The 23325-nt window shown below is 60.9% G+C and carries 19 protein-coding genes; 10 read left to right on the top strand and 9 right to left on the bottom strand.

Translation table 11 applies throughout. The features are described from left to right. Positions 1 to 83 precede the first annotated feature (83 nt). Positions 84 to 2075, bottom strand: coding sequence for an alpha-ketoacid dehydrogenase subunit alpha/beta (locus tag CGL56_RS13035; protein WP_099107005.1), 1992 nt, complete (start codon positions 2073 to 2075; stop codon positions 84 to 86). A gap of 158 nt (positions 2076 to 2233) precedes the next feature. Between CGL56_RS13035 and CGL56_RS13030 the strand changes: the two genes are divergently transcribed. The 5 genes from CGL56_RS13030 to CGL56_RS13010 all read left to right on the top strand — a co-directional run bounded on the left by CGL56_RS13030 (position 2234) and on the right by CGL56_RS13010 (position 6614). Next, positions 2234 to 2644 (top strand): ester cyclase, encoded by a 411-nt coding sequence (locus tag CGL56_RS13030; protein ID WP_099107004.1) that lies wholly within the window; start codon positions 2234 to 2236, stop codon positions 2642 to 2644. A gap of 114 nt (positions 2645 to 2758) precedes the next feature. Further along, positions 2759 to 3622: a nuclear transport factor 2 family protein gene (locus tag CGL56_RS13025; RefSeq protein ID WP_167641585.1), complete on the top strand. Its 864-nt coding sequence runs from the start codon at positions 2759 to 2761 to the stop codon at positions 3620 to 3622. A 45-nt stretch (positions 3623 to 3667) separates the two neighbouring features. Continuing rightward, entirely contained in the window at positions 3668 to 4360 is a 693-nt protein-coding gene (locus CGL56_RS13020; protein ID WP_099107002.1) for an NUDIX hydrolase, read from the top strand. A gap of 48 nt (positions 4361 to 4408) precedes the next feature. Beyond that, a complete protein-coding gene (locus tag CGL56_RS13015; RefSeq protein ID WP_099107001.1) occupies positions 4409 to 4867 on the top strand; it encodes a DUF1569 domain-containing protein in 459 nt (152 codons plus the stop codon). Between the two features lie 49 nt (positions 4868 to 4916). Next, the gene (locus CGL56_RS13010) at positions 4917 to 6614 is read left to right on the top strand and encodes a DUF885 domain-containing protein (protein WP_099107000.1); all 1698 of its coding nucleotides are present in this window, start codon (positions 4917 to 4919) and stop codon (positions 6612 to 6614) included. On the opposite strand, the gene CGL56_RS13005 is transcribed toward CGL56_RS13010, so the two are convergent. Next, entirely contained in the window at positions 6611 to 6850 is a 240-nt protein-coding gene (locus tag CGL56_RS13005) for a hypothetical protein (RefSeq protein WP_143470730.1), read from the bottom strand. The genes CGL56_RS13010 and CGL56_RS13005 overlap by 4 nt on opposite strands. Before the next feature lie 231 nt (positions 6851 to 7081). Between CGL56_RS13005 and CGL56_RS13000 the strand changes: the two genes are divergently transcribed. Continuing rightward, positions 7082 to 8164, top strand: coding sequence for an outer membrane beta-barrel protein (locus tag CGL56_RS13000; RefSeq protein ID WP_099106998.1), 1083 nt, complete (start codon positions 7082 to 7084; stop codon positions 8162 to 8164). Positions 8165 to 8216: 52 nt separating this feature from the next. Further along, positions 8217 to 9296 carry a M20 family metallo-hydrolase gene (locus CGL56_RS12995; RefSeq protein WP_099106997.1) on the top strand — a complete coding sequence of 360 codons (1080 nt, stop codon included), beginning with the start codon at positions 8217 to 8219 and terminating at the stop codon, positions 9294 to 9296. 181 nt (positions 9297 to 9477) lie between these two features. Here the strand turns inward: CGL56_RS12995 and CGL56_RS12990 are convergent, their stop codons facing one another. Both CGL56_RS12990 and aroQ read right to left on the bottom strand, forming a co-directional pair. After that, positions 9478 to 10245, bottom strand: a complete 768-nt coding sequence (locus tag CGL56_RS12990; protein ID WP_099106996.1) for a Bax inhibitor-1/YccA family protein — start codon at positions 10243 to 10245, stop codon at positions 9478 to 9480. 57 nt (positions 10246 to 10302) lie between these two features. Further along, complete coding sequence (gene aroQ, locus CGL56_RS12985; protein ID WP_099106995.1) at positions 10303 to 10725, bottom strand: type II 3-dehydroquinate dehydratase; 423 nt, start codon at positions 10723 to 10725, stop codon at positions 10303 to 10305. A gap of 543 nt (positions 10726 to 11268) precedes the next feature. Between aroQ and CGL56_RS12980 the strand changes: the two genes are divergently transcribed. Next, a complete protein-coding gene (locus tag CGL56_RS12980; RefSeq protein WP_099106994.1) occupies positions 11269 to 12705 on the top strand; it encodes an MATE family efflux transporter in 1437 nt (478 codons plus the stop codon). 31 nt (positions 12706 to 12736) lie between these two features. Next, positions 12737 to 13831: an adenylate/guanylate cyclase domain-containing protein gene (locus CGL56_RS12975; protein ID WP_099106993.1), complete on the top strand. Its 1095-nt coding sequence runs from the start codon at positions 12737 to 12739 to the stop codon at positions 13829 to 13831. Here CGL56_RS12975 and CGL56_RS12970 read toward each other — a convergent pair. Further along, complete coding sequence (locus CGL56_RS12970) at positions 13803 to 14471, bottom strand: NAD-dependent epimerase/dehydratase family protein (protein WP_099106992.1); 669 nt, start codon at positions 14469 to 14471, stop codon at positions 13803 to 13805. The genes CGL56_RS12975 and CGL56_RS12970 overlap by 29 nt on opposite strands. 45 nt (positions 14472 to 14516) lie before the next feature. On the opposite strand from CGL56_RS12970, the gene CGL56_RS12965 reads away from it, so the two are divergent. Continuing rightward, positions 14517 to 15584, top strand: coding sequence for an adenylate/guanylate cyclase domain-containing protein (locus tag CGL56_RS12965; RefSeq protein ID WP_099106991.1), 1068 nt, complete (start codon positions 14517 to 14519; stop codon positions 15582 to 15584). On the opposite strand, the gene CGL56_RS12960 is transcribed toward CGL56_RS12965, so the two are convergent. The 4 genes from CGL56_RS12960 to CGL56_RS12945 all read right to left on the bottom strand — a co-directional run bounded on the left by CGL56_RS12960 (position 15581) and on the right by CGL56_RS12945 (position 23222). Then, positions 15581 to 16048 carry a GbsR/MarR family transcriptional regulator gene (locus CGL56_RS12960; protein ID WP_099106990.1) on the bottom strand — a complete coding sequence of 156 codons (468 nt, stop codon included), beginning with the start codon at positions 16046 to 16048 and terminating at the stop codon, positions 15581 to 15583. The genes CGL56_RS12965 and CGL56_RS12960 overlap by 4 nt on opposite strands. Before the next feature lie 428 nt (positions 16049 to 16476). Beyond that, positions 16477 to 19626 carry an efflux RND transporter permease subunit gene (locus CGL56_RS12955; RefSeq protein ID WP_099106989.1) on the bottom strand — a complete coding sequence of 1050 codons (3150 nt, stop codon included), beginning with the start codon at positions 19624 to 19626 and terminating at the stop codon, positions 16477 to 16479. A 72-nt stretch (positions 19627 to 19698) separates the two neighbouring features. After that, on the bottom strand, positions 19699 to 20826 hold the full coding sequence (locus CGL56_RS12950) for an efflux RND transporter periplasmic adaptor subunit (RefSeq protein ID WP_099106988.1): 1128 nt from the start codon (positions 20824 to 20826) through the stop codon (positions 19699 to 19701). A gap of 14 nt (positions 20827 to 20840) precedes the next feature. Beyond that, a complete protein-coding gene (locus tag CGL56_RS12945) occupies positions 20841 to 23222 on the bottom strand; it encodes a TolC family protein (protein WP_099106987.1) in 2382 nt (793 codons plus the stop codon). Between the last annotated feature and the right edge of the window lie 103 nt (positions 23223 to 23325).

Raw genomic sequence — 23325 nt, 5'->3', positions numbered from 1 at the left:
AAGCGGCATTTTTTTGTCGCCGCGAAGGTAGTCGCTGTGGCGCACACGCGGAACCGCTGCGGGAAATTTGCCCCGCATCCGGCTCAGTACGCCAGCAGGGAACGGATGGCGTCGGCCAGGCGGCCCTTGGGCAGGTAGTTGGCTTCCAGGGCCGCGGCGAAGGGCACGGGAGTATCCAGGCTACCCAGGCGGCGCACCGGCGCATCCAGGTCTTCGAAGCAGTGCTCGCCGATCCACGCAGCCAGTTCGCCCCCGAAACCGCCGGTCAGGGAGGCTTCGTGGAGTACCAGCACGCGGCTGGTTTTGCGTACCGTGGCCCGGATGGCGTCGTAGTCGAGCGGAGCCAGGCTGCGCAGGTCGATGATTTCGGCGTCGACCCCCAGTTCCCGCACGGTGTCCGTGGCCCAGTGGACGCCGGCGCCGTAGGTGATGATGCTCAGGTCGTGGCCCTCACGTACGGTCCACGCCCGGCCGAGTTCACCCGGGGTGAAGCCTTCGGTTACCGGCCCGGTGAGAGAGCGGTAGAGGGCCTTGTGCTCGAAGTAGAGGACGGGGTTGGGGTCGGCCAGGGCGGCCAGCAGCAGTGACTTCGCGTCCTCGGGGGTGCTGGGGTAGACGATCTTCAGTCCGGACACGGCCGTGAACCAGCTCTCCATCGTCTGGCTGTGGAAGGGGCCGGCCCCGACGCCGCCGCCCACCGGCAGTCGCACGACGACGTCGGCTGCCTGTCCCCAGCGGTAGTGAAGCTTAGCGAGGTTGTTGACGATCTGGTTGAAGCCGCAGCTGACGAAGTCGCCAAATTGCATCTCTACCATGGCCTTGCCGCCGGGGATGGCGTAGCCCAGGGCGGCGCCGATCACTCCGCTTTCGCAGAGGGGGGTATTGCGGACGCGCTCCCGGCCAAACTCTTCCACAAAGCCCTCCGTGATCTTGAAGACTCCGCCGTAGTCGGCAATGTCCTGGCCCATGAGGACCAGTTCCGGATAGGCCCGCATCGCTTCCCGCAGTCCTTCGCTGATGGCGTCGACGAAGCGGCGTTCCACGGTGGCTCCGGGGTGGGGTACGGGCGTGGCCGCGGGTGCAAAGAGATCATCAACTTCCGTGGCGGTGTGGGCGGTCACCGGCGAAAATTCCGCCGCGGCGGCGAGGGCCGTCTCGATCTCCTGCTGGATGCCCGCTTCCAGGGTTTCCTGGTGGGCGTTGTCCAGCAGGCCCTGCTGGCGGAGGTAGTCCGCGAAATTGGTCACCGGATCGCGGGCCGTCCAGGCTTCGATCAGCTCCGGTGGGACGTACTTCACTCCGCTGGCTTCTTCGTGACCGCGGACGCGGAAGGTGCGGCATTCCAGCAGGACGGGCTCGGGGTTGTCCCGCATTTCCTCGGCGAGCTGGCGGACGGTAGAGTACACCTCCAGGATGTTGTTGCCGTCGATGCTCAGGGAACGCATCCCGTAGCCCACGCCGCGGTCGGCCAGGCTGTCGCAGGCGTACTGCTCGCTGACGGGGGTGGACAGGCCGTAGCCGTTGTTCTCGATGACGAAGAGAACCGGAAGTTTCCACACCGCGGCGAGGTTCAGGGCTTCGTGGAAGTCGCCCTCGCTGGTGCCGCCGTCGCCGGTGAAGGCGAGGCTCACCCGAGGCTCGCCCCGCAGCTTGTGCCAGAGGGCCACCCCGGCGGCCAGGGCCAGTTGGGGTCCGAGGTGACTAATCATACCCACGATATGGTGGTCGGGGGTGCCAAAGTGGAAGCTGCGGTCGCGCCCCTTGGTGTAGCCGGCGGCCTTGCCCTGCCACTGGGCGAAGAGCCGTTCCAGCGGCACCCGGCGGCTGGTGAAGACGCCCAGGTTGCGGTGCATGGTGAAGAGGTATTCCTCGGGCTCGAGGGCCAGGGTACAGCCGACGCTGATGGCTTCCTGCCCGATGCCGGAGAACCACTTCGAAATGACGCCCCCCCGCAGTTGGCGGAGCATCTTTTCCTCGATGAGGCGCGGGCGCAGCAACTCTTCGTACAGCCGGAGGAGCGTTTCTTCCGACACGTCGTAGCCGGAGAAAACCAGGGGGGCGGTGGTAGCGGTCATGACTGCAAGGTAATAGCACGCCGGACGCATTTCCCAGCGGCGATTTGTCGCCTGCGGTATCGGCAACTGCCATTGCAGCTGCGGGCCGAACATCTGTTGTAGCTACATCCTTTAGCTAGCAACCGCCGACCCCGGCACAACCCCGATTACCGACACCCATGACCAACCTCGAAGTACAACAGCAATTCGGCGAAGCCGTAAATACCGGCCAACTGGAAAAGATCCGCGATCTCGTAGCCCAGGACGTAAAGGACCACGACCCCGCCCCCATGCAGGGCCCCGGCCCCCAGGGATTCATCGATTTCTTCAGCATGATGCGCCGCGCCTTTCCGGACCTCCACATCGAGGTGGAGCACGTGGTTACCGACGCCGACAACGTCAGTTTCGCCTACACTGTATCCGGTACTCACCAGGGGGAATTCATGGGCCTGGCGCCCACCGGCAAGCAATTTTCCGCCCGCGGCGTCCAGATCGGCCGCTTCGAAGATGGGAAACTGAAAGAACGCTGGGGCAGTTCCGACGAACTGGGTATTCTGAAGCAATTGGGCGCCGAGCGCATACCGCAGTAAGGAGCCCATCACCCCGGCACTCGCGACCGCATGCGGCACCCGCGCACCGACGCCCGGACCGGCCTGGCGTTTTTGAAATTTTGGTCGTATCCTTGGTGCTCATCCGCCCCGACCATGCGCCTGCCCCACCTTTTGCTGGCTTTATTGCTCCTGCCCATCCTCAGCCTCAAGGCCCAGGATACCCCCCAGGCCACCCTGCAACGGCTCTTCGACGGCATGCGGCGGGCGGATACCTCGGGGATGGGGGAACTGTTCCTGCCCGGCGCCAGCCTGCACTCGGTCACCACCGACGCGGCGGGAGCCACCACCCTGCAAATTGGTGACATTGGGCGGTGGATGAGCGGTATCGTCAACGCCCAACCCGGGGCCCTGGACGAGCAGCTCCACTTCACCAGTCTGCGGACCGACGGCGCCCTGGCCACCGCCTGGACGCCCTACACCTTCGTCCTTAATGGCGAGGTACACCACTGCGGCACCAATGCCTTCCAGCTGATCAACGACGGCGGCTGGCGCATCCTCAACATCGTGGATACCCGGCGCGCTGAAGGCTGTGCTCCCGTGGATTCCCTGGCGGCCGTCGCCCGGATCGAGCAACTCGCCGACGACTGGCACCGGGCCGCCGCCCGCGCCGACAGTGCCGCCTACTTCGGCCGCATGACCGCCGACGCCATCTACATCGGGACCGACCCCGGAGAACACTGGACCCGGGAGGAGTTTGCCGCCTTTGCCGCCCCCTACTTCGCCGCCGGGAAGGCCTGGGACTTCACCGCCACCGAACGCCACGTCTTCTACGACGAAGACAACAACCTGGCCTACTTCGACGAATTGCTCGATACCTGGATGGGCACCTGCCGGGGCACCGGCATCGTGCGCCGCACCGGGAACAACGAATGGAAGATCGCCCACTATACCCTCAGCCTTACGGTGCCGAACGACCAAATGGACGCCGTAATTTCGGTGATACGGGGCCAAAAATGACCCTTCCGTAATTGTCTGTGAGACAATTATTTGTACTTTTGATCCGTGAAGACTTACGATTACGCCTACCGGCCCCTGCTGGCCGTCGACTGCACCATATTTGGTTTTCGGGACGGCAAACTCAACCTTCTGCTGGTGCGTCGGGACATTGAACCCCGCCGTGGCAAGTGGTCCCTGATGGGGGGCTTCCTGCAGGCCAATGAGTCGCTCGACGAAGCCGCCGCCCGGGTACTGGAGCAGCGCACCGGACTGAAGGAAGTGTACCTCGAACAGTTTAAGGCTTTCGGTGAGGTGGACCGCGACGAAGCCGAGCGCACCATCTCCGTCGGCTACTACGCCCTAGTGGACCAGGAAAAGGCCCAGCTGCAGTTGTCAACGGAATTCGCGGCCCACTGGGTGCCGATCACCGACGTACCCCCGCTGATCTTCGACCACAACGAAATGGTCGCAGCGGCCCTGAACCGGCTCCGGCACCGGGCCACCCACGAGCCCGTCGGCTTTGAACTGCTGCCCGAAAAATTCACCCTGACGCAGTTGCAGTCGCTCTACGAAGCCATCTTCGGTACCAGTATCGACGCCGGCAATTTTCGGCGGCGGCTGCGGAAAATGGAGTACCTCCAGCGGCTGAACGAAAAGGATACGAACAGTTCGCGCAAGGGGGCCTGGTACTACCGCTTCGTGCCGGAGGACTACGCCCACGCCAAGCGGAACGGAGCGGATTTCCTGCTCAAACCCTGACCGGATCGCCGGCGGTGCTTATTTTGGAGGAAACCTGCCGTCGCCACCATGACCTACCCCTCCACCTTCGCTCCCGAAACCCTGGAGCAAAACCTGGCCCGCATCAATCGCCTCACCCCGGAAACCCAACCGCAGTGGGGCAAGATGAACGTCGCCCAGATGCTGGCCCACCTCAACGTGGCCTACGATATGGAAACGGGCGCCCTGCCGGTGAAGAACAACTGGTTCACCCGGCTGCTCCTGAAGACCGTGGTGAAACCCGCGGTGGTGGGACCCAGGCCCTATCCGCGGAACAGCCGGACGGCCCCCCAGTTCCTCATTACCGACGAGCGCGATTTCAGCCAGGAAAAGGAGCGGCTGGTGGCCAACCTGCGGCGGGTGTCCGCGGCCGGGGAATCCGCCTACGAAGGCAAGGAGAATGTCTCCTTCGGCCCCCTTACGGCCGGGGAGTGGAGCGTGATGTTCCAGAAGCACCTGGACCACCACCTAACCCAGTTCGGGGTGTGAACCGCGCGGGTCGGGGCCGGCGGGCTATCTTCTGCCACAAATTTTGCTGATGCGCCTCCCGTACCTGCTTGCCTTTTCCGTCCTGTTTTCCCTGCCCCCGGCCCTGCACGCCCAGGCGGATTCCGTGGCCCTGAAGGCCTTGATTCAGGAATTCACCAGCTACCGGCCCTACGACAGCCTGAACGTATGGGGGATGGCCGGCGAGGAGGAGCTAGAGGAACAGGCGGCGGAGCTGGGTGGCTTTGCCGACCGGCTGGGGGAACTGACCGACCTGAGTGCCGCCCAGCGGATCGATGCGGAGTTGCTTCGCTTCGTCCTGGCCGACCGGATCTACCGCCTCGATTTCGGTACCCACCGCTTCCCCCTCAACGCCGAAGGGGGATTCCTGACCGACATTGTCTACCGCTACGGCAACCGGCGGGTGGAAAATGAGGTAGAGCTGGAACGCTATACTGCTGAGCTGGCGGCCCTGCCAGCCTATTTCCGCCACCAGCGGGCGGCCCTGTCGCGGGGGCTTGCGGAGGGCAAAACGAATCCCCGGCGGGTCGTCACCCTGGTGCTGGAGCTGATCGAGCGAACCCTCGCGGTGCCCCCGGCCGCAAGCGTATTTCACCGGCCGGTAGTCCACTACGCTCCGGGTGGCGATCGCGTGGACTCCCTGGTAAGTGCCGTGGTCTATCCCGCCTACCGGGAGCTGGCCGATTTCCTTGAGGAGGAGTACCTGCCGCAACTGCCGGCCGCGCCCGGAGTCTCCTCCATCAGCGGCGGGCGGGAGTACTACCGCCACCTGATCCGCTACTTCACTACCGACGACGAGGCGACCCCGGAAGCGGTATTCGCCACCGGGGAGCGGGAGGTGGCCCGGATCCGGGCGGAAATGGAAGGGGTGATGGAGCGGGTGGGCTTTGCAGGTTCCTTCGCCGAATTTCTGGACTTCCTGCGCAGCGACCCCCGGTTTTACGCCTTTACGCCGGAAGCCTTGCTGGAGCGGGCCGCCTGGATCACCAAGCGCATTGAAGGCGAACTGCCCCGCTATTTCGACCGGCTGCCCCGCATGCCGCTGACCGTTACCCCGGTACCGGCGGCCCTGGCGCCCAACTACACGGGGGGGCGGTACAGTCCGGGCTCCTACGCTCACCGCCGTGCCGGAGCCTTCTGGGTAAATACCTACGACCTGCCGAGCCGTCCCCTCTACACCCTCACGGCCCTGGCCCTCCACGAGGGGGTGCCCGGCCACCATACCCAGATGATGCTGGCCGCGGAAGGGGAGGGGCAGTCGGATTTCCGCAAATCGCTTTACCTCTCCGCCTTCGGGGAGGGCTGGGCGCTCTACGCGGAATACCTGGGCAAGGAAATGGGAATGTACGAGACGGCTTACGACGACTTCGGGCGCCTTACGTACGAAATGTGGCGGGCCTGCCGGCTGGTGGTGGACCCCGGCATCCACTACTTCGGCTGGTCGCGCGAGCGGGCGGTGGCGTACATGGCTGAACACACAGCGCTATCGCTGCGGGAAGTCAATACGGAAATCGACCGCTACATCGGCTGGCCGGGGCAGGCGGTATCGTACAAAATGGGGGAACTCAAGATCCGGGCCCTGCGCCGGGAGGCGGAGGAGCGGTTGGGGGATCGCTTCGACCTGGCGGCCTTTCACCGCCTGGTGCTGGCCAACGGGGCCGTGACCATGGAAATTTTGGAGGAGGTGGTGCGGCAATGGATCGCCAGCACCTCCTCCGACCAGGATTAATCCTCCAGCTCCAGCTGTTCGCCGGTGGCGGAGAATTCGGCTTCCATCTCTTCGCCGTTCAGGTTAAACTCCACCTCGTAGTGGTCGTCGTCTTCTTCCCACTCCACGTCGGTCGCACCGGGGTAGGCGGCCTGGAAGGCGCTCTGTACGGCGGCGGGGACTTCGACGGCTTCGGCCGTTTCGGCGCAGGCGACGAGGGCGAAAGCGAAAAGGGCGGTAAAAATTGATTTCATCATGATTGGTGGATTTGAGTGAGTAACGGGCCACCGCGGGCCACCGAAAGGGGCGGGTACGCGGGTGCCATGTTATACCACACAACAGCAAAGGGGGCGGGATGTGAACGCCGGGCCCACAATTATCTGCCGGGGCGGGTAACGGCACCCGCGTGCCGCCGCCGCTGCCACCGTAACGAATCGGGATGGCGGGCCATCAAGAGGGTACACATCCACTCACCAACACCTTCCGTCATGCGCTACCTTATCCTGCTGCTGGTGCTCAGCCTGTCCGCCACCGCCAATGGGCAGCTGAAGAAGAAGACCCAAATCTTGACTTCCGTAATCACCGCATCCGACACCGAACGCCTTCCGGGCCGTGTCCAGCCCATTACCGGCCTCCTGCTTCAGGAAATTCCTGATATCAATACAACCGTCGCAAGCATTGGCGGCTCCTACGGCATAGCCGTCCGGGACCAGGTAGCCGTCGGCGGCTCCTACCGGGCCGACTTCAGCTTCGGCGAGAACGGCAACGGGGTAGACCACCTGATGCTCTGTCCCTGGGCCCGCGGCTATCTCTATAATGAACCCAACCTGCAGGTCTACGGCCAGCTACAGACGGGCATTGTGTACGACAGCGACGAATTCGACGCCTTCTCTACCGTGATTGCCTCCGCCGGGGTGCACGTTCCGATCGGGCCCACCATCCGGTTCACGCCCAATATCAGCTATGCCATCCAGGACGGCAACAACCGGGTGGGGATCGGGGCTAACGTGGAGTACCACTTCACGGATTTCGCTACCGAGGACAGAGAGATTGACCATTCTGAGAAATATACCGAAGGGGGCTTGATCGTAGGGGCACAAGCGGTCAACTTCGGCTTTGCCGACAACTCCTTCATTTCCACCATCCGGATCGGCGGACATTACTTTCCCAGCGACCGGTGGTCGGTGGGGGGAGACCTTGGCCTAAGCTACGACCGTACCACCTTCGATAGTGGAGGCAGCAGCGGATCCAAGTCTTCTTTTAGTACTACTGACATTAACCTGGGCGTAAACACCCGCTACTACGTCGCCCCTGAGCGGCGGTTTTCCGGCTATGGGGAAGCGGGGGCCGGGTACTACTCCCGGGGATTCAATACCAGCTACTCCAATGGCGGCGAATCCGATGGCCATCCCTACCTGCGGCTGGGCGCCGGTGCCCAGACCCTGCTGTGTCGGAACCTCCTGCTGGAGGCCGGCCCCGAGTTCCGCCTCGACCTCCAGCAGGAGTCCAACCTCGTTTGCGGCTTCATGGTCGGACTGTTGCTGTTGTTCGGGGGAATGGAGGCCGAGTAGTATGGGTGGTCCGGGAACGAAGTGCTTACCTTCGGTTCCTGATTTACCGCCTATGCTCCCTACCGCCGACTTCATCGACCTGCTGCAACGACTCATTGCCACCCCATCCCTGAGCCGGGAGGAGAAGGCGACGGCCACGATCCTGGAGGACTTCCTGCGGCAGCGGGAGGTAGAACCCCGGCGGCTGAGGAATAACGTCTGGGCCGTCAGCCGCAACTGGCGGGAGGGCCGCCCCACGGTGCTGCTCAACAGCCACCACGATACGGTGAAGCCCGCGGCCGGCTACACCCGCGACCCCCACGACCCGGCCATCGCAGACGGCAAGCTTTACGGACTGGGCAGCAACGACGCCGGCGGCGCGCTGGTGGGACTCATTGCCGCCTTCCTGCGCTGGGAGAACGACCCCGCCCTGCCGGTGAACCTGGTGCTGGCCGCGACGGCCGAGGAGGAGATCAGCGGCCCGGACGGCATTGCCGCCCTGCTGCCCCAGCTGCCGCCCATCGACTCCGGCATTGTCGGGGAGCCTACCCGGCTGGACCTGGCGGTAGCCGAGCGCGGACTGGTGGTAATCGACGGAGAAACCAGCGGACAGAGTGGCCACGCCGCCCGCCGCGAAGGGGTGAACGCCCTCTACCGGGCCATCGAAGACATCGCCGCCATCCGCGACTACTCCTTCACCCGTCCGAGCGAACGGCTGGGACCCACCACCGCTACGGTGACGGTGATCTCGGCGGGCACCCAGCACAACGTGGTGCCGGACCGCTGCAACTTCGTGATCGACCTGCGGGTGAACGAAGCCTACAGCAACCAGGAAGCCGTGGCCGAACTGCAGTCGGTTTGTCAGCATGCCCAGTTGAAGCCCCGCAGCCTGCGCCTGCAGTCAAGCCGCATCCCCGCCGATCACTTCCTGCTGGCCGCCGCCCGCCGCGCCCGCCCGGCAGCCAAGGATTACGGCTCTCCGACCCTGAGCGACCAGGCCCTCATGCCCTTTCCCACCCTGAAGATCGGCCCCGGAGACAGCGCCCGCAGCCATACGGCCAACGAGTTCATCTACGTAGATGAAGTAGAAGAAGGGATCCGGGTCTACGGGGAACTGATCGGCCACTGCGGAGTCGGGACCGCGAATAAATGATCCGAAAAAAAATTCAATCGAAGGCAGCGCATCGACGCCGCCCCCCGTTCTGGGAGTGGTTTTGATGATGAATACAGCAGCCTCACTTTATACTCACTAGATCAACTAGGCTGTAAATGCAAGCAGGGGAAAACGGACGCGTCCGTTTTCCCCTGCTGCTTTTATAGCTTGTATGCGATGCTTAGTCGCGGTTCATCACCGACAGCAGTCGCAGGATCTCGATGTAGAGCCACACCAGGGTGACGATCAGGCCCACGGCGCTGAACCACTCCATGTACTTGGGAGCCTGCATGGCCGCGCCGCGCTCGATGTTGTCGAAGTCGAGCAGCAGGCTCAGGGTGGCCACTCCGATGATCACTACACTGATGCCGATGCCGATCAGGCCGCCTTCGTGGAGGAAGGGGATGCTCATGCCGAAGAAGCTCAGGCCGAGGTTGATCATGTACACCAGGAAGATCGCGCCGATGGCCATCATCATGCCCGAGCGGAACTTCTCATTCACGGTGATGATGCCCGCCTTGTACACGAACAGCATCATGAACAGCAGGGCGATCGTGGCCAGGATGGCGTTGAAGACCAGTCCCGTGCCGAACCCGGCGGCGTACACCGCGGTGACCGAGCCCACGAACAGGCCTTCCAGCAGGGCGTAGATCGGTGCCAGGGTGCCCGACATCTTGGGCTTGAAGGCCATGACGAGGACCAGGACGAGTCCGCCAATGGCCCCGCCCCAGACGAACAGCTGGCTGGGGAAGAAGAAGGAGTATACCGCGGTGGCCAGCAGGAGGACGCCGAGTACGAAGGTCTTGTTGACGGCGCCGTCGACGGTCATCACGTTGTCTTCGGCGCGCTGGATGAACCCACCATCGAGCGGGCGCGCGGACGCTTTGGCCAGACGATCCTCGCTGAGTAGGGGGTTGCTGGATTTGCTAAAGCGATCGGATAGGGACATGTAATTCTGGTTGGTTGATTGAAGGATAAAACGCCTGACGCGGCAAGACGTTGCAGGCTAGATGAAATACTGCACGGCCAGTTCGTAGCCCCGCAGCCCCAGGCCCACGATCACCCCTTCGCAGTAGGGCGACAGGTAGCTGTGGTGGCGGAAGGCCTCCCGCTTGTGTACGTTGCTGATGTGTACCTCGATCACCGGGGTGCTGATGGCGGCCACCGCATCGGCCAAAGCTACACTGGTGTGGGTGTAGGCCCCGGCGTTCAGCACGATGCCGTCGTAGTCCCAGCCGACCTCGTGCAGCTTGTCGAGCAGTTCTCCCTCGTGGTTGCTCTGGAAGTAGCTGAGTTCCACATCGGAGTCCACGAACTTGCCCTTCAGGTGAAGCATGAAGTCTTCGAAGGTGTCCTCCCCGTAGATTTCGGGCTGCCGGCGGCCGAGGAGGTTTAGGTTGGGGCCGTTGATGATGATGACTTTTAGCATTGAATCTAGAAAGGTTAGACCTCGCTTCGCTCGGGTTAGAGGGGTTAGAGAGGGCATTTATCCCTCGCTTCGCTCGGGTTCGTGCGTTTCGTTTTACCCTCGCTTCGCTCGGGTGAGTGAGGTAGAGATCTTGGGGCATTCATCTGGCGTGAAGGATTCATGGGATTGCTTGTCACTACCCACTCGGAACTGAATGTTTGTTGATCCTAATTAGGCCTGAATGTAATAAATGCTTTTGGGTGTTTCATAGCATCCCCGGTTCGAGAGTTCTGCTCGCGGCACCACAAACACAACTGCTGCCCGGCTCATACTCTGCCCGCGGTACCCCCGGCTCATACGCCCTGCCCGCGGCACAACAAACCATTCTTCATGGATCGGTGACCCGAGCGGAGCTCGGGAACCATTCCAACCCGAACGCATAATTCACCCCCCGAAAAAAAACAGGATCGACCAAGCGCCGATGGCCGCAAGTGAAACGGCCTGAACGTACTGCCGTACCGCCGTACTGCTATACTGCCGTACTACCGTACTATTGTACCACCAATGCTTTCCTCCTTTTTCCGCAATGCCCTCTTCGTCCTGCTGCTCAACCTCACGGTGAAGGGTGTTTATCTGTTCGGGATTGAGCGGGTCGTCCAGAACCGGTTGCCGGAGGCGGAGTACGGACTGTACTTCTCGTTGCTGGGGCTGGGCATGATCCTGCAGGTGGCCGCGGACTTCGGGTTGCAGCTCTACAACAGCCGCACGCTGAGCGGGCACCGGCACTTGCTGTCCAAGTACTTCCCCTACTTCCTGGCGCTGAAGACCATTCTGGGCGGGGTGTTCTTCCTGCTGTTGCTGGTGGCGGGGTATGCCCTGGGGTACCGGGGGGCGGAGATTGGACTGTTGTTGCTGGTCGGGGCGGGCCAACTGCTCAACAGCCTGGTGCTTTACCTGAGGTCCAGCCTGGCCGGGCTCGGCCGCTACGCTCTCGACAGTACCTTCAGCATCCTCGACAAGGTGCTCATGATCGCCATCATCGGGGGAGTGCTGCTTTTCGCTCCCGGGGCACTTTCGATTGAATTGTTTGCGGGAACGCAGGTGCTGTGCTGGGCCCTGACGGCCGGGGGCGTGGGCTACTTCCTGCGGCGACAACTCGACCGCTTCCGGCCTCGGTTCGACCGGGCCACCCTGGCATTGCTCCTGCGCGGCGGCGCCCCCTTTGCCATCGCCATCCTGCTGCAGACGGCCTACAGTCGTACCGACGCGGTGATGATCGAGCGGTTGCTGCCCGACGGAGCCTACCTGGCGGGCCACTACGCGGCCGGCTACCGCCTCCTCGATGCCATCAACACCGTGGGCTGGCTGCTGGCCGGACTGCTGCTGCCCATGTACGCCCGCCTCCACGCCCGGGGGGAACCACTGGGGGGGCTGCTGCGTCTCAGCGTACACCTGCTGGTGGGTGGCGCGCTGGTCGTGAGTGGGGCGGTGGCGGCCTTCGCCCGGCCGATCGTGTACCTGCTGTACGACTTCGCCGAGCCCCGCACGGCGGCCATCCTGTTCTACCTGTCGCTCACCTTCGTGGCCCAGTGTCTCAACTACGCCTACGGGGCCTTGCTGGGGGCTACCGGCTTCATCGGGCGGATGAACTACGTGTTCGTAGCGGGTATCGTGCTGAACGTGGCCGGCAACTTCTGGGTGCTGCCCCGCTACGGTGCGGTGGGCGCTGCGGCGGTTACCCTGCTCACCCAGTCGTTCGTGGCCGTGACCCAGGCCGTGCTGGCCCACCGCTGGCTGGGACTGGCGGGGCGGACCGTCCACTGGGCGGGACTGCTCCTGCTGGCCGGCCTGATGCCCGTGGCGGCGGTACTGGTGGTCAGCCTGACGGCCCTGCCCTGGGCCCTGCAGTTCACGGTGGTTGGCCTGTTGGGTTCGGGGCTGGCATTTGCCCTGCGGCTGCTGGGGGTGAGGGAACTGGCGGGACTGCTGAGTGGGGAATAGCCGCGGGTTGGCGAATGCCTAACTTTACCGTGTGGCAATAGCAAACCAGTTCAAGTTTCTCTCCTGGATCCAGTTGGTGATCACCTGGACGGTGGCCGTATCCCTTTTCGGCTTCATCCGGCACTACGGCTGGCGGGAGAACCTGGCGTTTAATCCGGAGCACCTCATCGAGCCCCGGTTCGACCTGGCGGTGGGCTTCATTCTGGGAACCGGCTTTTACCTCATCGAGCGGTTGCTGAACCGGCAGACCTTCCAGCGGCTGTCCTTCCTGCGGTGGGCGGCCATCAAGTCGGGACTGAACCTGCTGCTGGCCATGGGGCTCTTCGCCATCGCCACCGTCCTTTACCCGGAGCTCAACTCCAACGTCTCCCAGGAGGTGAGCTTCGGAGAGTTCCTGTTCAGCAAGCTGATGTTCCTGGTGCTCGTGTACTTCGTCGTGATCAGCTTTCTCATCACCCTCTTCCAGCGGATGCAGCAGAAGCTGGGGCCGGGCATTCTCTGGAAGCTGCTCCTGGGCCGCTATCACCACCCGCGGGAGGAGGAGCGGATCTTCCTGTTCATCGACCTGCGGTCCTCGACCACCATCGCCGAGCAGCTGGGGCACGTAGCCTTCAGCCGGCTGATCCAGGACTGCTTCGCCGACCTCACCGAATCGGTCATCCGCCACCGGGCCGAGATTTATCAATACGTGGGCGACGAGGTGATCCTGTGCTGGAAGGTGGCCGAGGGCACCCGCCACAACAACTGCATCGCGGCCTACTTCCACTTCGTGGAAACCCTGGAGCGGCGCGCGGACCACTACCGCAAAACCTACGGGCTACAGCCCTTCTTCAAGGCCGGGGGGCACGCGGGCCGCACCACCGTGGCCGAGGTGGGGGTACTCAAGCGGGAGCTGGCCTACCACGGGGACGTGCTCAACACCGCGGCCCGCATCCAGGGCAAGTGCAACGAACTGAACGAACGGTTGCTGATCTCCCCGGCCCTGGCCGACCGGCTGCAACTGAACGGCGCCTATACCCTCCACGAGCACCCGCCGGTGGAGCTGGCCGGCAAGCGGGAAAACCTGCCGGTGATCGGGGTGCGGGCGGTGAGCGAGGTCAGTCGCCGTCCGCTCCCAGCCGGTTGATGTCGGCGCTCTCCAGGATCTTTTTCGGCTGGGGTTCCCGTGCCACCCGGATCATGGCGCGCCCGAGCTTCCGATCGGTAGTGGCCCAGCTGAACCGGCGGAGCAGGGGAAACAGCGGTTTCAGCAGGCGGTACATAACTGATATCCAGGCCGTCTTCATGGGCAGATCGCGCTCGGGCAGCAGCATACCCAGGCGGAACATATAGGCGTCGCGGAAGCCCATATGCAGCAGCTTGTTTTCGGTGCGCCCCTTCACCCGCGCCCACATCTGCCGCCCGTGGGGGTCGGTGCCCATGCCGGAAACGTAGGTGAAGACCAGGTCGGGCTGGCGGTCGTGGAGGGCCTGGGCGAAGGAGGTGACCAGGTCGTAGGTGAGCCGCGTATATTCCTCTTCCCCCTTGCCCGCGGAGGACACCCCGGCGCAGAAGAAGCAGGCGTTGTAGTCCTGCAGTCGCTCGCTGGCGCACTCCAGGTCGGAGAAGTCGGCCAGGATCAGCTCCCGCAGCTTCGGGTGCCGTACTTCCACGGGGTGGCGGTTGATCATCAGTACCTTCTCCACGTCGGGGTGGTCGAGGCATTCCAGCAGGACGGCCCGGCCGACCATGCCGCTGGCGCCGGTGAGGATGGGGGAGAGGAGCATGAACTAAGTCGTTGAGTTGCAGAAGGAACAATATATTGCCTTGCCATGATCGCCATTCCGAACAAGCTGGTTTTTTGGTTGCAGCTTGTCGGAGCCTGGACGGTGGCTTTCTTGCTGTTAGGTTTTTTGCGCAACTACGGCTGGCCGGATCAGCTGGGTAGTGTTGCCGTGGAACTGGCCGCACCTGGGCTGACCTTTATAATGGGGTTTATTATTGGTACCGGAACTTTTCTGATTGAGTTGCTGATGAAGTGGCGACGATTCAGACGGTTGTCGTTCAGGCGGTGGGTGGCCCTCAAATCCTTATTGCACCTACTGCTGGCATTCGCGCTGTTTGCTATAGCGATTATCCTGTATCCCTTATTCAGCTCGATGCCTCCTGGTGAGCTGGAGTTCCGGCAGTTTTTTTTCAGCAAGTTGATGCTGGTCTTTCTGGTGTATTTATCGGTGGTGAGTACTTCGATAACCTTGTTTCAGCAGATGAGCCAGAAAATGGGCAAGGGCATTCTCTGGAATATGCTGCGCGGGCGGTACCATCACCCACGGGAGGAAGAACGGATCTTTTTATTCATCGATCTCAAATCATCAACAACCATTGCGGAAGAACTCGGCCACGTCAGATTCAGTAACCTCATCCAGGACTGCTTCGCCGATATTACCGAGGCTGTTGTACGCCACGACGCCGAGATATACCAATACGTAGGCGACGAGGTAATTCTGTGCTGGAAACTGGCCGCAGGGCTGCATCGCAACAATTGTATTGAGGCGTACTTCCAATTCGTTGGCACCCTGGCGCAGCGGGCGGAGCATTACCGGGACAAATATGGAATCGAGCCTTACTTCAAGGCAGGAGCCCACGCCGGCAGAACTACGGTTGCCGAGGTGGGAGTGCTAAAGCGGGAACTGGCGTACCACGGCGACGTGCTAAATACTGCCGCGCGCATCCAGAGTAAGTGCAATGCATTAGGGGAGCAATTACTCATTTCTCCAGCCCTGGCTTCCCTTTTGCGGGTAGAAGCGCACTACGACACCCGGGAGTACGCACCGGTGGAGTTGGTGGGGAAGCGAGAGACAATGCAGGTGGTAGGCGTTCGCCAGCGACCACCAGGTTAGGAATTTGCCTGCTGCCGCTTGTTCCATTTCGCCTGGATACGGGGCAGTTCCTCTTCGAGGTAGAGAAAGTAATCCTGTATGTGGCGGAGATCCTTGTTGAACTCGGGGCTATCCGTTTGCTCGCGAAGCGCCAGCACCTTTTTCATTGTTGAAACGAAGGGAGTAATGGTTGCGAAGCTTTCCTGTATCTGCTCTAACCATTTTTGGGAACTGACCCGGAAGTAGCGCTTACGGTCCCCGGGCTTGGTAATGTAATCGACCCTCCCCTCATTCATCAGCCGCTTTAACGCATTGCTGATGGTACTTTTACTGGCATCCAGAAACTCCTGAATTGCAAAAAACTCCATCGCGGGAGGGTCGGCCAGGAGGAGCAGCGCAAATACCCTGGCTTCCATAGGCGTCAACCCCGTCTTCTCAAAGAAGATGCCAATCTCTTCTACCTTGTTCTTGATGTCTTTGATCATCTGCTGAGGATATTTACTGGGAACAAAACTATATGGTTCGTTTGGTTCGATTTTATTTGTAAACATGGCTGATGCGTTGAAGTTGGCGGCGATGGGAGGAGAAGGGGGAGTGTTGCCCTTCCTGTTGCTGTCAGGAAAAGTGGTGAGCGTTCAGATACCAGTGCTGCAGGTGAACTGAACTGAGCTGAATGAATGGCAGTAAAAGTTTTCCCAACGCAAGCGTCCTGCCTCCGGGCTCAATACTATTGGCTCGGATTGCATATGACGAGATAAATATGAGGCTGGAGGGATTAAAAGGAAGTCCGTCGTTTGGGTAGCCGGTATGCGTAGCCCCGATTGATTAATCCCAGGGTTAGTTGATGGAGTAGACTTCATAGGGCGGGATATTGGAATATGAGAATAGGTTCCAATGAGATGGGAATAATCCATTATACAAGGTCTGCATCGGGTTCTGATTTTGCTTCTTTGATTCCGAATAGCAACTTATAGGTAACGGGTACGAACAGCAGGGTAATTACCGTAGCGAACAATAGCCCAACCATGATGGACACCGCCATGGGCTCCCACATCAATCCACCACCGAGATAAAGTGGAATAAGACCGAGCGCCGTGGTGAAGGTGGTCAGGAGAATAGGCCGGAACCGTTGCTTACAGGCATCAACGATGGCCCGGAATTCCGTTTTGCCTTCCGCCTCCTCGATCTGAATGCGGTCGATCAGCACTATGGCGTTGTTGATCAGGATACCCGCCAGAGAGATAATGCCCAGGAAGGCCATGAATCCAAAATAGGAGCGGAAGAGCAGGAGCCCAAGAATCACCCCAATGATGCCCAGGGGAATGGTAGCGAGTACAATGAAGGTCTTGCGGAAGCTATTGAATTGCAGCATCAGCAACAGCACGATAATGAAGCCCGCCAGGGGCAGGTTCCTGGCTACGGCCATCATGGCTTCGCTGCTTTGCTCACTTTCTCCCCCGAGTTCATAGGTGTAGCCGGCCGGCCAATTCTTGCGCAACTCATCGAGTTTCGGCCTGAGTTCCGAAGTAACGTTGGTCGCCGTAAAACCTTCCCGCGCGTCAGCGCTGATGGTCATGGTGCGGTATAGATCCCGCCGCTTGATCTTGGCGTACTGCCAGGCGACTTCCACGTCAGCCACCTGTGTCAGGGGGACGTTCTCCCCGGAGCCCTGGGCAAATACATTCAGGCCCTTCAGGTCCTGGACCTGGTACTTCTCCGCCCCGATGCCGCGCATGATGATGGGCAAAGCGTCTTCGTCTTCGCGAAAGGAACCGGCGTTGAAGCCCGACAGGCTGGTGCGTAGGCTCACCGCGATGTCCTGGTTGGTGACTCCGGCCCGGTCGGCCCGTTCCTGGTCTATGTCAATCACGACCTTTTTACTCTTGGGACCCCAGTCGTCGCTGATGTTGGTGGCTTCGGGCAGCTGATTCAGTACCCGCTTGACATCGTCGGAGATGGCGTAGAGCACGTCGACCTGCGGTCCGCTGATGCGTACGGCCACGTCGCTGCCGCCCCCGCCCCCGCCGCCAAGTGGACCAACGGTGATGTCCGCTTCGGGAAAATTCTCGTAGGTGTAGCCCTCCAGCTTATCGATCATATCCTGATTGGCCTCGTACCGGCTGGTATTCATCAGTAGGTGGGCGTAACCTGAGTTGGCCTCGCCGGGCTGGTAACCGAGGTCGTAAGAGTCGGGTCCCTCACTGATGAAGGTGGTAAAGTCCGTGATCCCGTCGGCCTCCGCTTCATCCTTTACTACCAGGAGGTTCTCGTTAATGAAGCGCTCGATATCTGCCACGATCTCGGAGGTGCGGTTGATGTCGGTACCCAGCGGCAGGTTCACGTTCATCGTGATCAGGTTGCGGTCGCTGTCGGGAAAGAAGATGAAGGGGATCTGGGTAAAGAGCAGCAGCGAGCCGATGAACATTCCCATGATCAGAGCCAGTACGAGCCAGGGGGCCTTGAGTGCTCGGTAAATGATGTTACCGTAGTAGTTGTTGAGCTTGCCGAAGATGTCCTGCTGCTGCGGGGGCATATCTTTTACCGCTTCCTCGGTGGGGAAGCTATCGCCAGGTCGACGAGTCTTCACCCGAATGAGGGCAACGCCGAGCATGGTTACGACGGTCATCGCCATGATCCAGCTGCTCAACAGCGCGAAGGTGATGACCACAAAGAGCGGCCCCATCATCTCACCCATGGTGTTTTCCGCCAAAAAGAAGGAAAGGAAAGCGGCCGAGGTGGTGAGGGAAGAAATGAGCAGGGGAATGGCCAGCTCGGAGGTCGCCGCGTAGGCGGATTCCTTGGGTGCTAATCCTTCCTCCATACGCACCATCATGGCTTCCGAAATGACGATGGCGTTATCAACCAGTAGTCCCAGGGCCATGATGAGGGCGGCCAGGGTGACCTGGTTGAGGCCCACGTCGAAGAGATTCATCAGCAGCAGCGTCATGATGATGGCCAGGGGGATGAGGCTGGCGACTACGAGGCCGGTACGCCATCCCAGGAAGAGAAACATAACCACCAGTACGATCGCGACCGATTGAAGCACGTTGCTTAGGAAGCCACTGACGCTCTGCTGTACGTAGGCATCCTGACTGGCAATCCGCTCCAGCTTCATCCCTACGGGGAGCGTCTGATTGTAGGCAATCACTTTTGCATCAACCTCCTCCCCCAGCTCGATAAGGTTGGCTCCCTCCTTCACTGCGATACCCACGACGAGGCCCTGCTCACCATCGATGCGCACCAGTCGCTCGGGCGGATCGGTATAACCCCGGTTAATGGTCGCGATCTCGCCCAGCTTGGCGGTCTGGCCGCCATTTAAATTGATAATCACATTTTCGAGGTCGCTGAGATTCTCGAAGTTGCCCGTGGGCTCCAGGGTTACGCGCTGGTCGCCCAGGGTGACGTCGCCGCCGGGAAAAACGATGTTGGTGGCAGAGATATTCCGCTGCAACTCATTGGCACTTAATCCGTAGCGGGCCAGTCGGGCGTTGTCGAACTCGACGAATATCCGTTCCTGACGCAGTCCACTGATCTCTACCTCTGCGGCGTCGGAAAGCTTGATCAGATCGTCCCGAATATCTGTCGCCTGGTCCTCTAGTTCACTGAGGGAATAGCCGCCACCGGCCAGCCCGAGTTGGATGCCGTACACCACGCCGAGTCCGTCGTCCTTTACGTTGATCTGGCCCACGCCGTCGGGTAGGGTGGGTTGCAGTTCTTCCAGCTTTCTGCGCAGCCGGTCGAAGACGGGCTGCATGTTTTCTTTGGATACGCTGGGCTCGAGTTCTACGCTGACCACACTGAGCCCGGTGCGACTTTCGCTACTGATACGCTTAACGGCGGCCAGCTCCTGGGCGACGCGTTCGATCCGCTCCGTAACTAACTCCTCCACCCGCTCGGCGCTCGCCCCGGCAAAGGGAGTTACTACACTGGCCACGCGGATGGTGAAGGGCGGCATGGCGTTGCGGCTCAGGTTATTGTAGCCGACCAAACCCATGATGGCAACCATGAGCACGACCAGAATCGTAACACGGTTATGGGAGAGGGCAAGTTTGGAGATATTCATTGGTAAAGCTTAGGCGGGAAAGGCCCCGATAACGATCGGGGTGATGGAAATGGGAGTAGGGGGGAAGTGGGCCTATTCCAGCAGACGGACTTCCATGCCGTCGAGGAGCTGCTTGAGTCCGGCAGTTGCGACCTTATCGCCCGCCTTGAGGCCGGTTTTTACCTCGAATCCCCGCTGGTGGAGTTCGCCGATAGTGATGGTTTTCTTGTAGGCGACGTAGGTATTCCCGCTATCACTGGGGGTAAGCAGATAGACAAACTTGTCGGTCGGTCCTTCAGTGACGGACTCAATGGGAGTCAGTAACAAGTTGCCCGCGGCCCTGCTGTCCGCGAAGGTGAACTGGACGCTGGCGGCCATGCCTGGACGAATGGTGGCGGGGGCGTCGAAAATCCTGATCTTGACGGGGTAGCTGGGCGCATCGCCGGAGGCATAGGCAACCTCCACGACCTCGCCACGGTGCTGCTGACCCGGCAAGGCGGAAAAGTCAATGTCAACTTTCATGCCGGTGTAGACGGCGCCGATGCGGCTCTCTGGCAGATTTACTTGCACTTCGGGGTCCGTTTCGGTGCTGAGGGTCACAATGACCTTGCCGGAGCCGGCGAATTCGTTGGCTTCCGCATTAAGCGTCGTGATCACGCCGTCAAAGGGGGCCGTCAGCCGGGTGTAGCTGACTTGGTTCTGAGCCGCGCGTACCTGGGCTCCGCTCGCGTTGAGCTGACTCTTGGCTGCCTCGACCTGCGCCTGGGCGTTCTGGAACTGACTACGGGCCTGCTCGAAGTCGCTGAGCGACACGCTGTTACTTTCGTATAGCCGGGTAGTGCGTTCGTAGGCGGCACGGGCTGCGACCAACTGGGTTTCAGCACTCTGTACTTGTGCCTGGCTGGCTTCGTACTGGGCCCTGGACTGGCTGCTCTGCACCTGCAGGTCGGCGGGATCGATAGTGGCGATCAGTTGCCCCTTCTTGACCTGCTCACCTAATTTGACGGGCAACGTCCGAATGGTGCCAGAGACGCGGAAGGAGAGGGGAGTTTCACCCGCCGCCGTGGCAACGCCGGTATAGGTCTGCGTTGTATTTCCGTCGTCGGTCGTCACTACTCCGTAGCGAATGGCGCGGGTGCGGGTTTCGATCTTCGCTTCTTCCCTGCCACCGCAGGCGGTGAGTAACAACAGGGGCAGCAAGAGCAGGGATAGATATTTCATGGGAAGTTGATTCTTTAGTTGAATTCCATAAAGCGGCGCAGTAAATCGGTCTGCTCGGCTGGACTGGACAAGAACTGGTAGCTGCCGGTGGAGCGCTGGAGGGCAATGAAGTCAGCCACGAATTGATAGCCGGCGTTGGTGGCGTTGATGTTGGACTGGAGGGTCACGTTCTGCGCATCAACCAGGCTGGTCACGTTGGTGGCACCGGCACGGTAGAGGTCTTCGATGATCCGAAAATTTTTGATGGACGTTTCGGCGGCCTCACGGGCCAGGTTCAGGTTGCGGTAGCTGGCCACCATGTTTTCTACGTCGGAGTAGAGGCGTTGCAACAATTGATTTTCCAGGTCCTTTCGTTGCGTCTGCACCTGAAGCACGGCCACCCGGGCGCGCTCGGCCTGAAACTTGCGCCGACCGCCCTGAAAGATGGGAATCGCTACCTGCAGCGCTACGGTATAGGTGCTGCGGGGCCGATCCTCCCCCCCGAAGTCAAAACCGAGGTCCTCCGGTAGCGGTACGGTGCCGTAGTTGGCTACGCGGTAGTTATACTGGCCGTTGATCGCGACGGTGGGAAGGTAAAATGCGCGCTTTGCGGAAAGCAGTTGCCGCTCCTGGGCCCGGATGGCGGCGTCAAGTTGTTCCAGGGCGGGGAGGTTCCGGCGGGCTTCCTCGGCCAGAAAATTAGCCAGTCGATCCAGGTCACGGGGGGTATTGAGCAGGGGTAGGATGGTCTGTCCCATGAGCCCAAGCAGGGAATCCTGGCCGGTAAATTCGGGTATCCGGAATTCGTCGTTAATGGGCCGGTTGAGCAGTTGGTTGAGGTTGTAGCGGGCTTGAGCAAGTTGTGCGTTTGCCTGGTTGATCTCGATGTTGTTGAGGGCCAGTTCGCTTTCCCAGCGGTACACGTCGGTGGCCCCCACGGCCCCCACCTGGCTTTTGGTTTGGGCGGCGTTCAGGTTCGCGCGGGTGACCGCCAGGTTCTGGACCTGCAGATCGGCAAAAACCTTTGACTGTAATACGTTTAGGTAGGCGGTGGCAACGTTGAGTACGACGTCGAGCTGCGATTGCTCCAGTGCCGCCTGTTGGCCCTCAAGCAGGAAGCGGTTAATGGCGATGTTAGCCAAGACGGGCTCGGAGAGGATCACCTGATCGATGGTGCTGTTGGCCGTCCAGTTATACTGACCCTGCTGGCCGAACGAACTGGCAACAGTTTGCCCGTCGAGGCGCGTCACGGTGGTTGCCGCTTTAAACTGCGGAAGCAGGTCACTGCGGGCGATATCCAGGTCCGAACGGGCGAGCGCTACATCGTAGGTGGACAAGTTGTATCCCAGGTTATTGGCAAGCCCTTCGAGCACGGCACCCTGCAGGGTAAGGACCTTGGCCTCAGTAAGGTCGTTGGGATTGAGCAGGGTGGCGCCGGCCATGGTCTCCCAGTTGGGGTACACGCCGCTCCGGCGGGCGGTAGCCATGTTAATGATCAGCTCGGAAGTGTAGGTCGTAAGGTCGGTGCTGAGCCTTGCGGTGGGTACGCCGTCCATGATGCGCAATACATCGAGGGCGACCCGGCGGGGGAGCTGTTCCAGGTTTTCGGTGGAGGAGTAGGCGGCCAGTACCCCGAGGTCGAGGAGCGGTTGATCGAGCATCGCGAATGTGGCCACCCCTCGTGCCGTCAGGCTGTCGAGCAATACTTGTTGTTCTGCCAGGGAAACCTGACCGGCCAGCGGAGTAATATAAACCGCCGGCACATCCGCACCGATTTCGCTTAGAATTGCCGTTGCGGAGGATCGGGCAACTACGTAGTCCGCTCGTTCAGGCAGGTAGCTATCGATGACCTTGCCGATCGAGGGTCGGAAGGCGGCGGTAGTCAACACGGTGAGGCGATCCAAATCAGCAATTCCTTCCAGGGCCGTCAGATCACGGTGGATGTTGAAAGGCGACTGCACAAAGGTAAAATTTTCGATTCCCGTCCCCTCAGGACCTCCCCGGTCGTCAGAAGTAAGTACAACGGCGGCAATGGTGGGCTTCGGGTAAGTCTCCAGTCCGAGCAGGAAGCTGCTGGTCGCCAGCCCGCTGCCGATCACTACATCGGCCGCTTGATAGGCTTGCGGGAGGACAGTTTTGATCGAATTCTCTTCCCCGCCCGTGTACAGGGTAGTAAGCTCCAGGGCGTAGCGCGATTCCAGCAGTGCCGTTAGCTCAGTAGTAAGGAGACTGTCGATGCTGGGGTCCGTAGCCGAGGTAGCGTCAGAGATCAATGTTACGCGGAGGGGGGGCTGAGCAGAAGCCAGCATGTTGACCGCGAACCAGAAAAAGAGGAATAGGAAGAAGCGTATTGCGCGGACGTGCCATCTTGCAATGGTGTCGGTTGATAAAGCTTCCTCAGGGTAATGGCGGTCCATATGTTGATGTATTGCAAGGCAAATCCTTGAATGTTCTTTTGATTCGGTTAATAAAGAACTAGCAGTTTTCTGTCTCTCTCCTCTGCCCAGCTGCAGGTTGAAA

This window comes from Neolewinella marina, from assembly GCF_002631205.1.
Classification (GTDB): Bacteria; Bacteroidota; Bacteroidia; order Chitinophagales; family Saprospiraceae; genus Neolewinella; species Neolewinella marina.
Note: the sequence above shows the minus strand (reverse complement) of the source record. Positions and strands in the feature narration are given on the sequence as shown.

Excerpts from the sequence above, each read along its gene's own strand:
- CGL56_RS12965 (WP_099106991.1), top strand. The coding sequence starts at position 14,517 with ATGATCGCCATTCCGAACAAGCTGGTTTTTTGGTTGCAGCTTGTCGGA.
- CGL56_RS12970 (WP_099106992.1), bottom strand. The coding sequence starts at position 14,471 with ATGCTCCTCTCCCCCATCCTCACCGGCGCCAGCGGCATGGTCGGCCGG.
- CGL56_RS12990 (WP_099106996.1), bottom strand. The coding sequence starts at position 10,245 with ATGTCCCTATCCGATCGCTTTAGCAAATCCAGCAACCCCCTACTCAGC.
- CGL56_RS13015 (WP_099107001.1), top strand. The coding sequence starts at position 4,409 with ATGACCTACCCCTCCACCTTCGCTCCCGAAACCCTGGAGCAAAACCTG.
- CGL56_RS12950 (WP_099106988.1), bottom strand. The coding sequence starts at position 20,826 with ATGAAATATCTATCCCTGCTCTTGCTGCCCCTGTTGTTACTCACCGCC.
- CGL56_RS13010 (WP_099107000.1), top strand. The coding sequence starts at position 4,917 with ATGCGCCTCCCGTACCTGCTTGCCTTTTCCGTCCTGTTTTCCCTGCCC.
- CGL56_RS13035 (WP_099107005.1), bottom strand. The coding sequence starts at position 2,075 with ATGACCGCTACCACCGCCCCCCTGGTTTTCTCCGGCTACGACGTGTCG.
- CGL56_RS12955 (WP_099106989.1), bottom strand. The coding sequence starts at position 19,626 with ATGAATATCTCCAAACTTGCCCTCTCCCATAACCGTGTTACGATTCTG.
- aroQ (WP_099106995.1), bottom strand. The coding sequence starts at position 10,725 with ATGCTAAAAGTCATCATCATCAACGGCCCCAACCTAAACCTCCTCGGC.
- CGL56_RS13005 (WP_143470730.1), bottom strand. The coding sequence starts at position 6,850 with ATGATGAAATCAATTTTTACCGCCCTTTTCGCTTTCGCCCTCGTCGCC.
- CGL56_RS12945 (WP_099106987.1), bottom strand. The coding sequence starts at position 23,222 with ATGGACCGCCATTACCCTGAGGAAGCTTTATCAACCGACACCATTGCA.
- CGL56_RS12980 (WP_099106994.1), top strand. The coding sequence starts at position 11,269 with ATGCTTTCCTCCTTTTTCCGCAATGCCCTCTTCGTCCTGCTGCTCAAC.
- CGL56_RS13030 (WP_099107004.1), top strand. The coding sequence starts at position 2,234 with ATGACCAACCTCGAAGTACAACAGCAATTCGGCGAAGCCGTAAATACC.
- CGL56_RS13000 (WP_099106998.1), top strand. The coding sequence starts at position 7,082 with ATGCGCTACCTTATCCTGCTGCTGGTGCTCAGCCTGTCCGCCACCGCC.
- CGL56_RS12960 (WP_099106990.1), bottom strand. The coding sequence starts at position 16,048 with ATGATCAAAGACATCAAGAACAAGGTAGAAGAGATTGGCATCTTCTTT.
- CGL56_RS12995 (WP_099106997.1), top strand. The coding sequence starts at position 8,217 with ATGCTCCCTACCGCCGACTTCATCGACCTGCTGCAACGACTCATTGCC.
- CGL56_RS13025 (WP_167641585.1), top strand. The coding sequence starts at position 2,759 with ATGCGCCTGCCCCACCTTTTGCTGGCTTTATTGCTCCTGCCCATCCTC.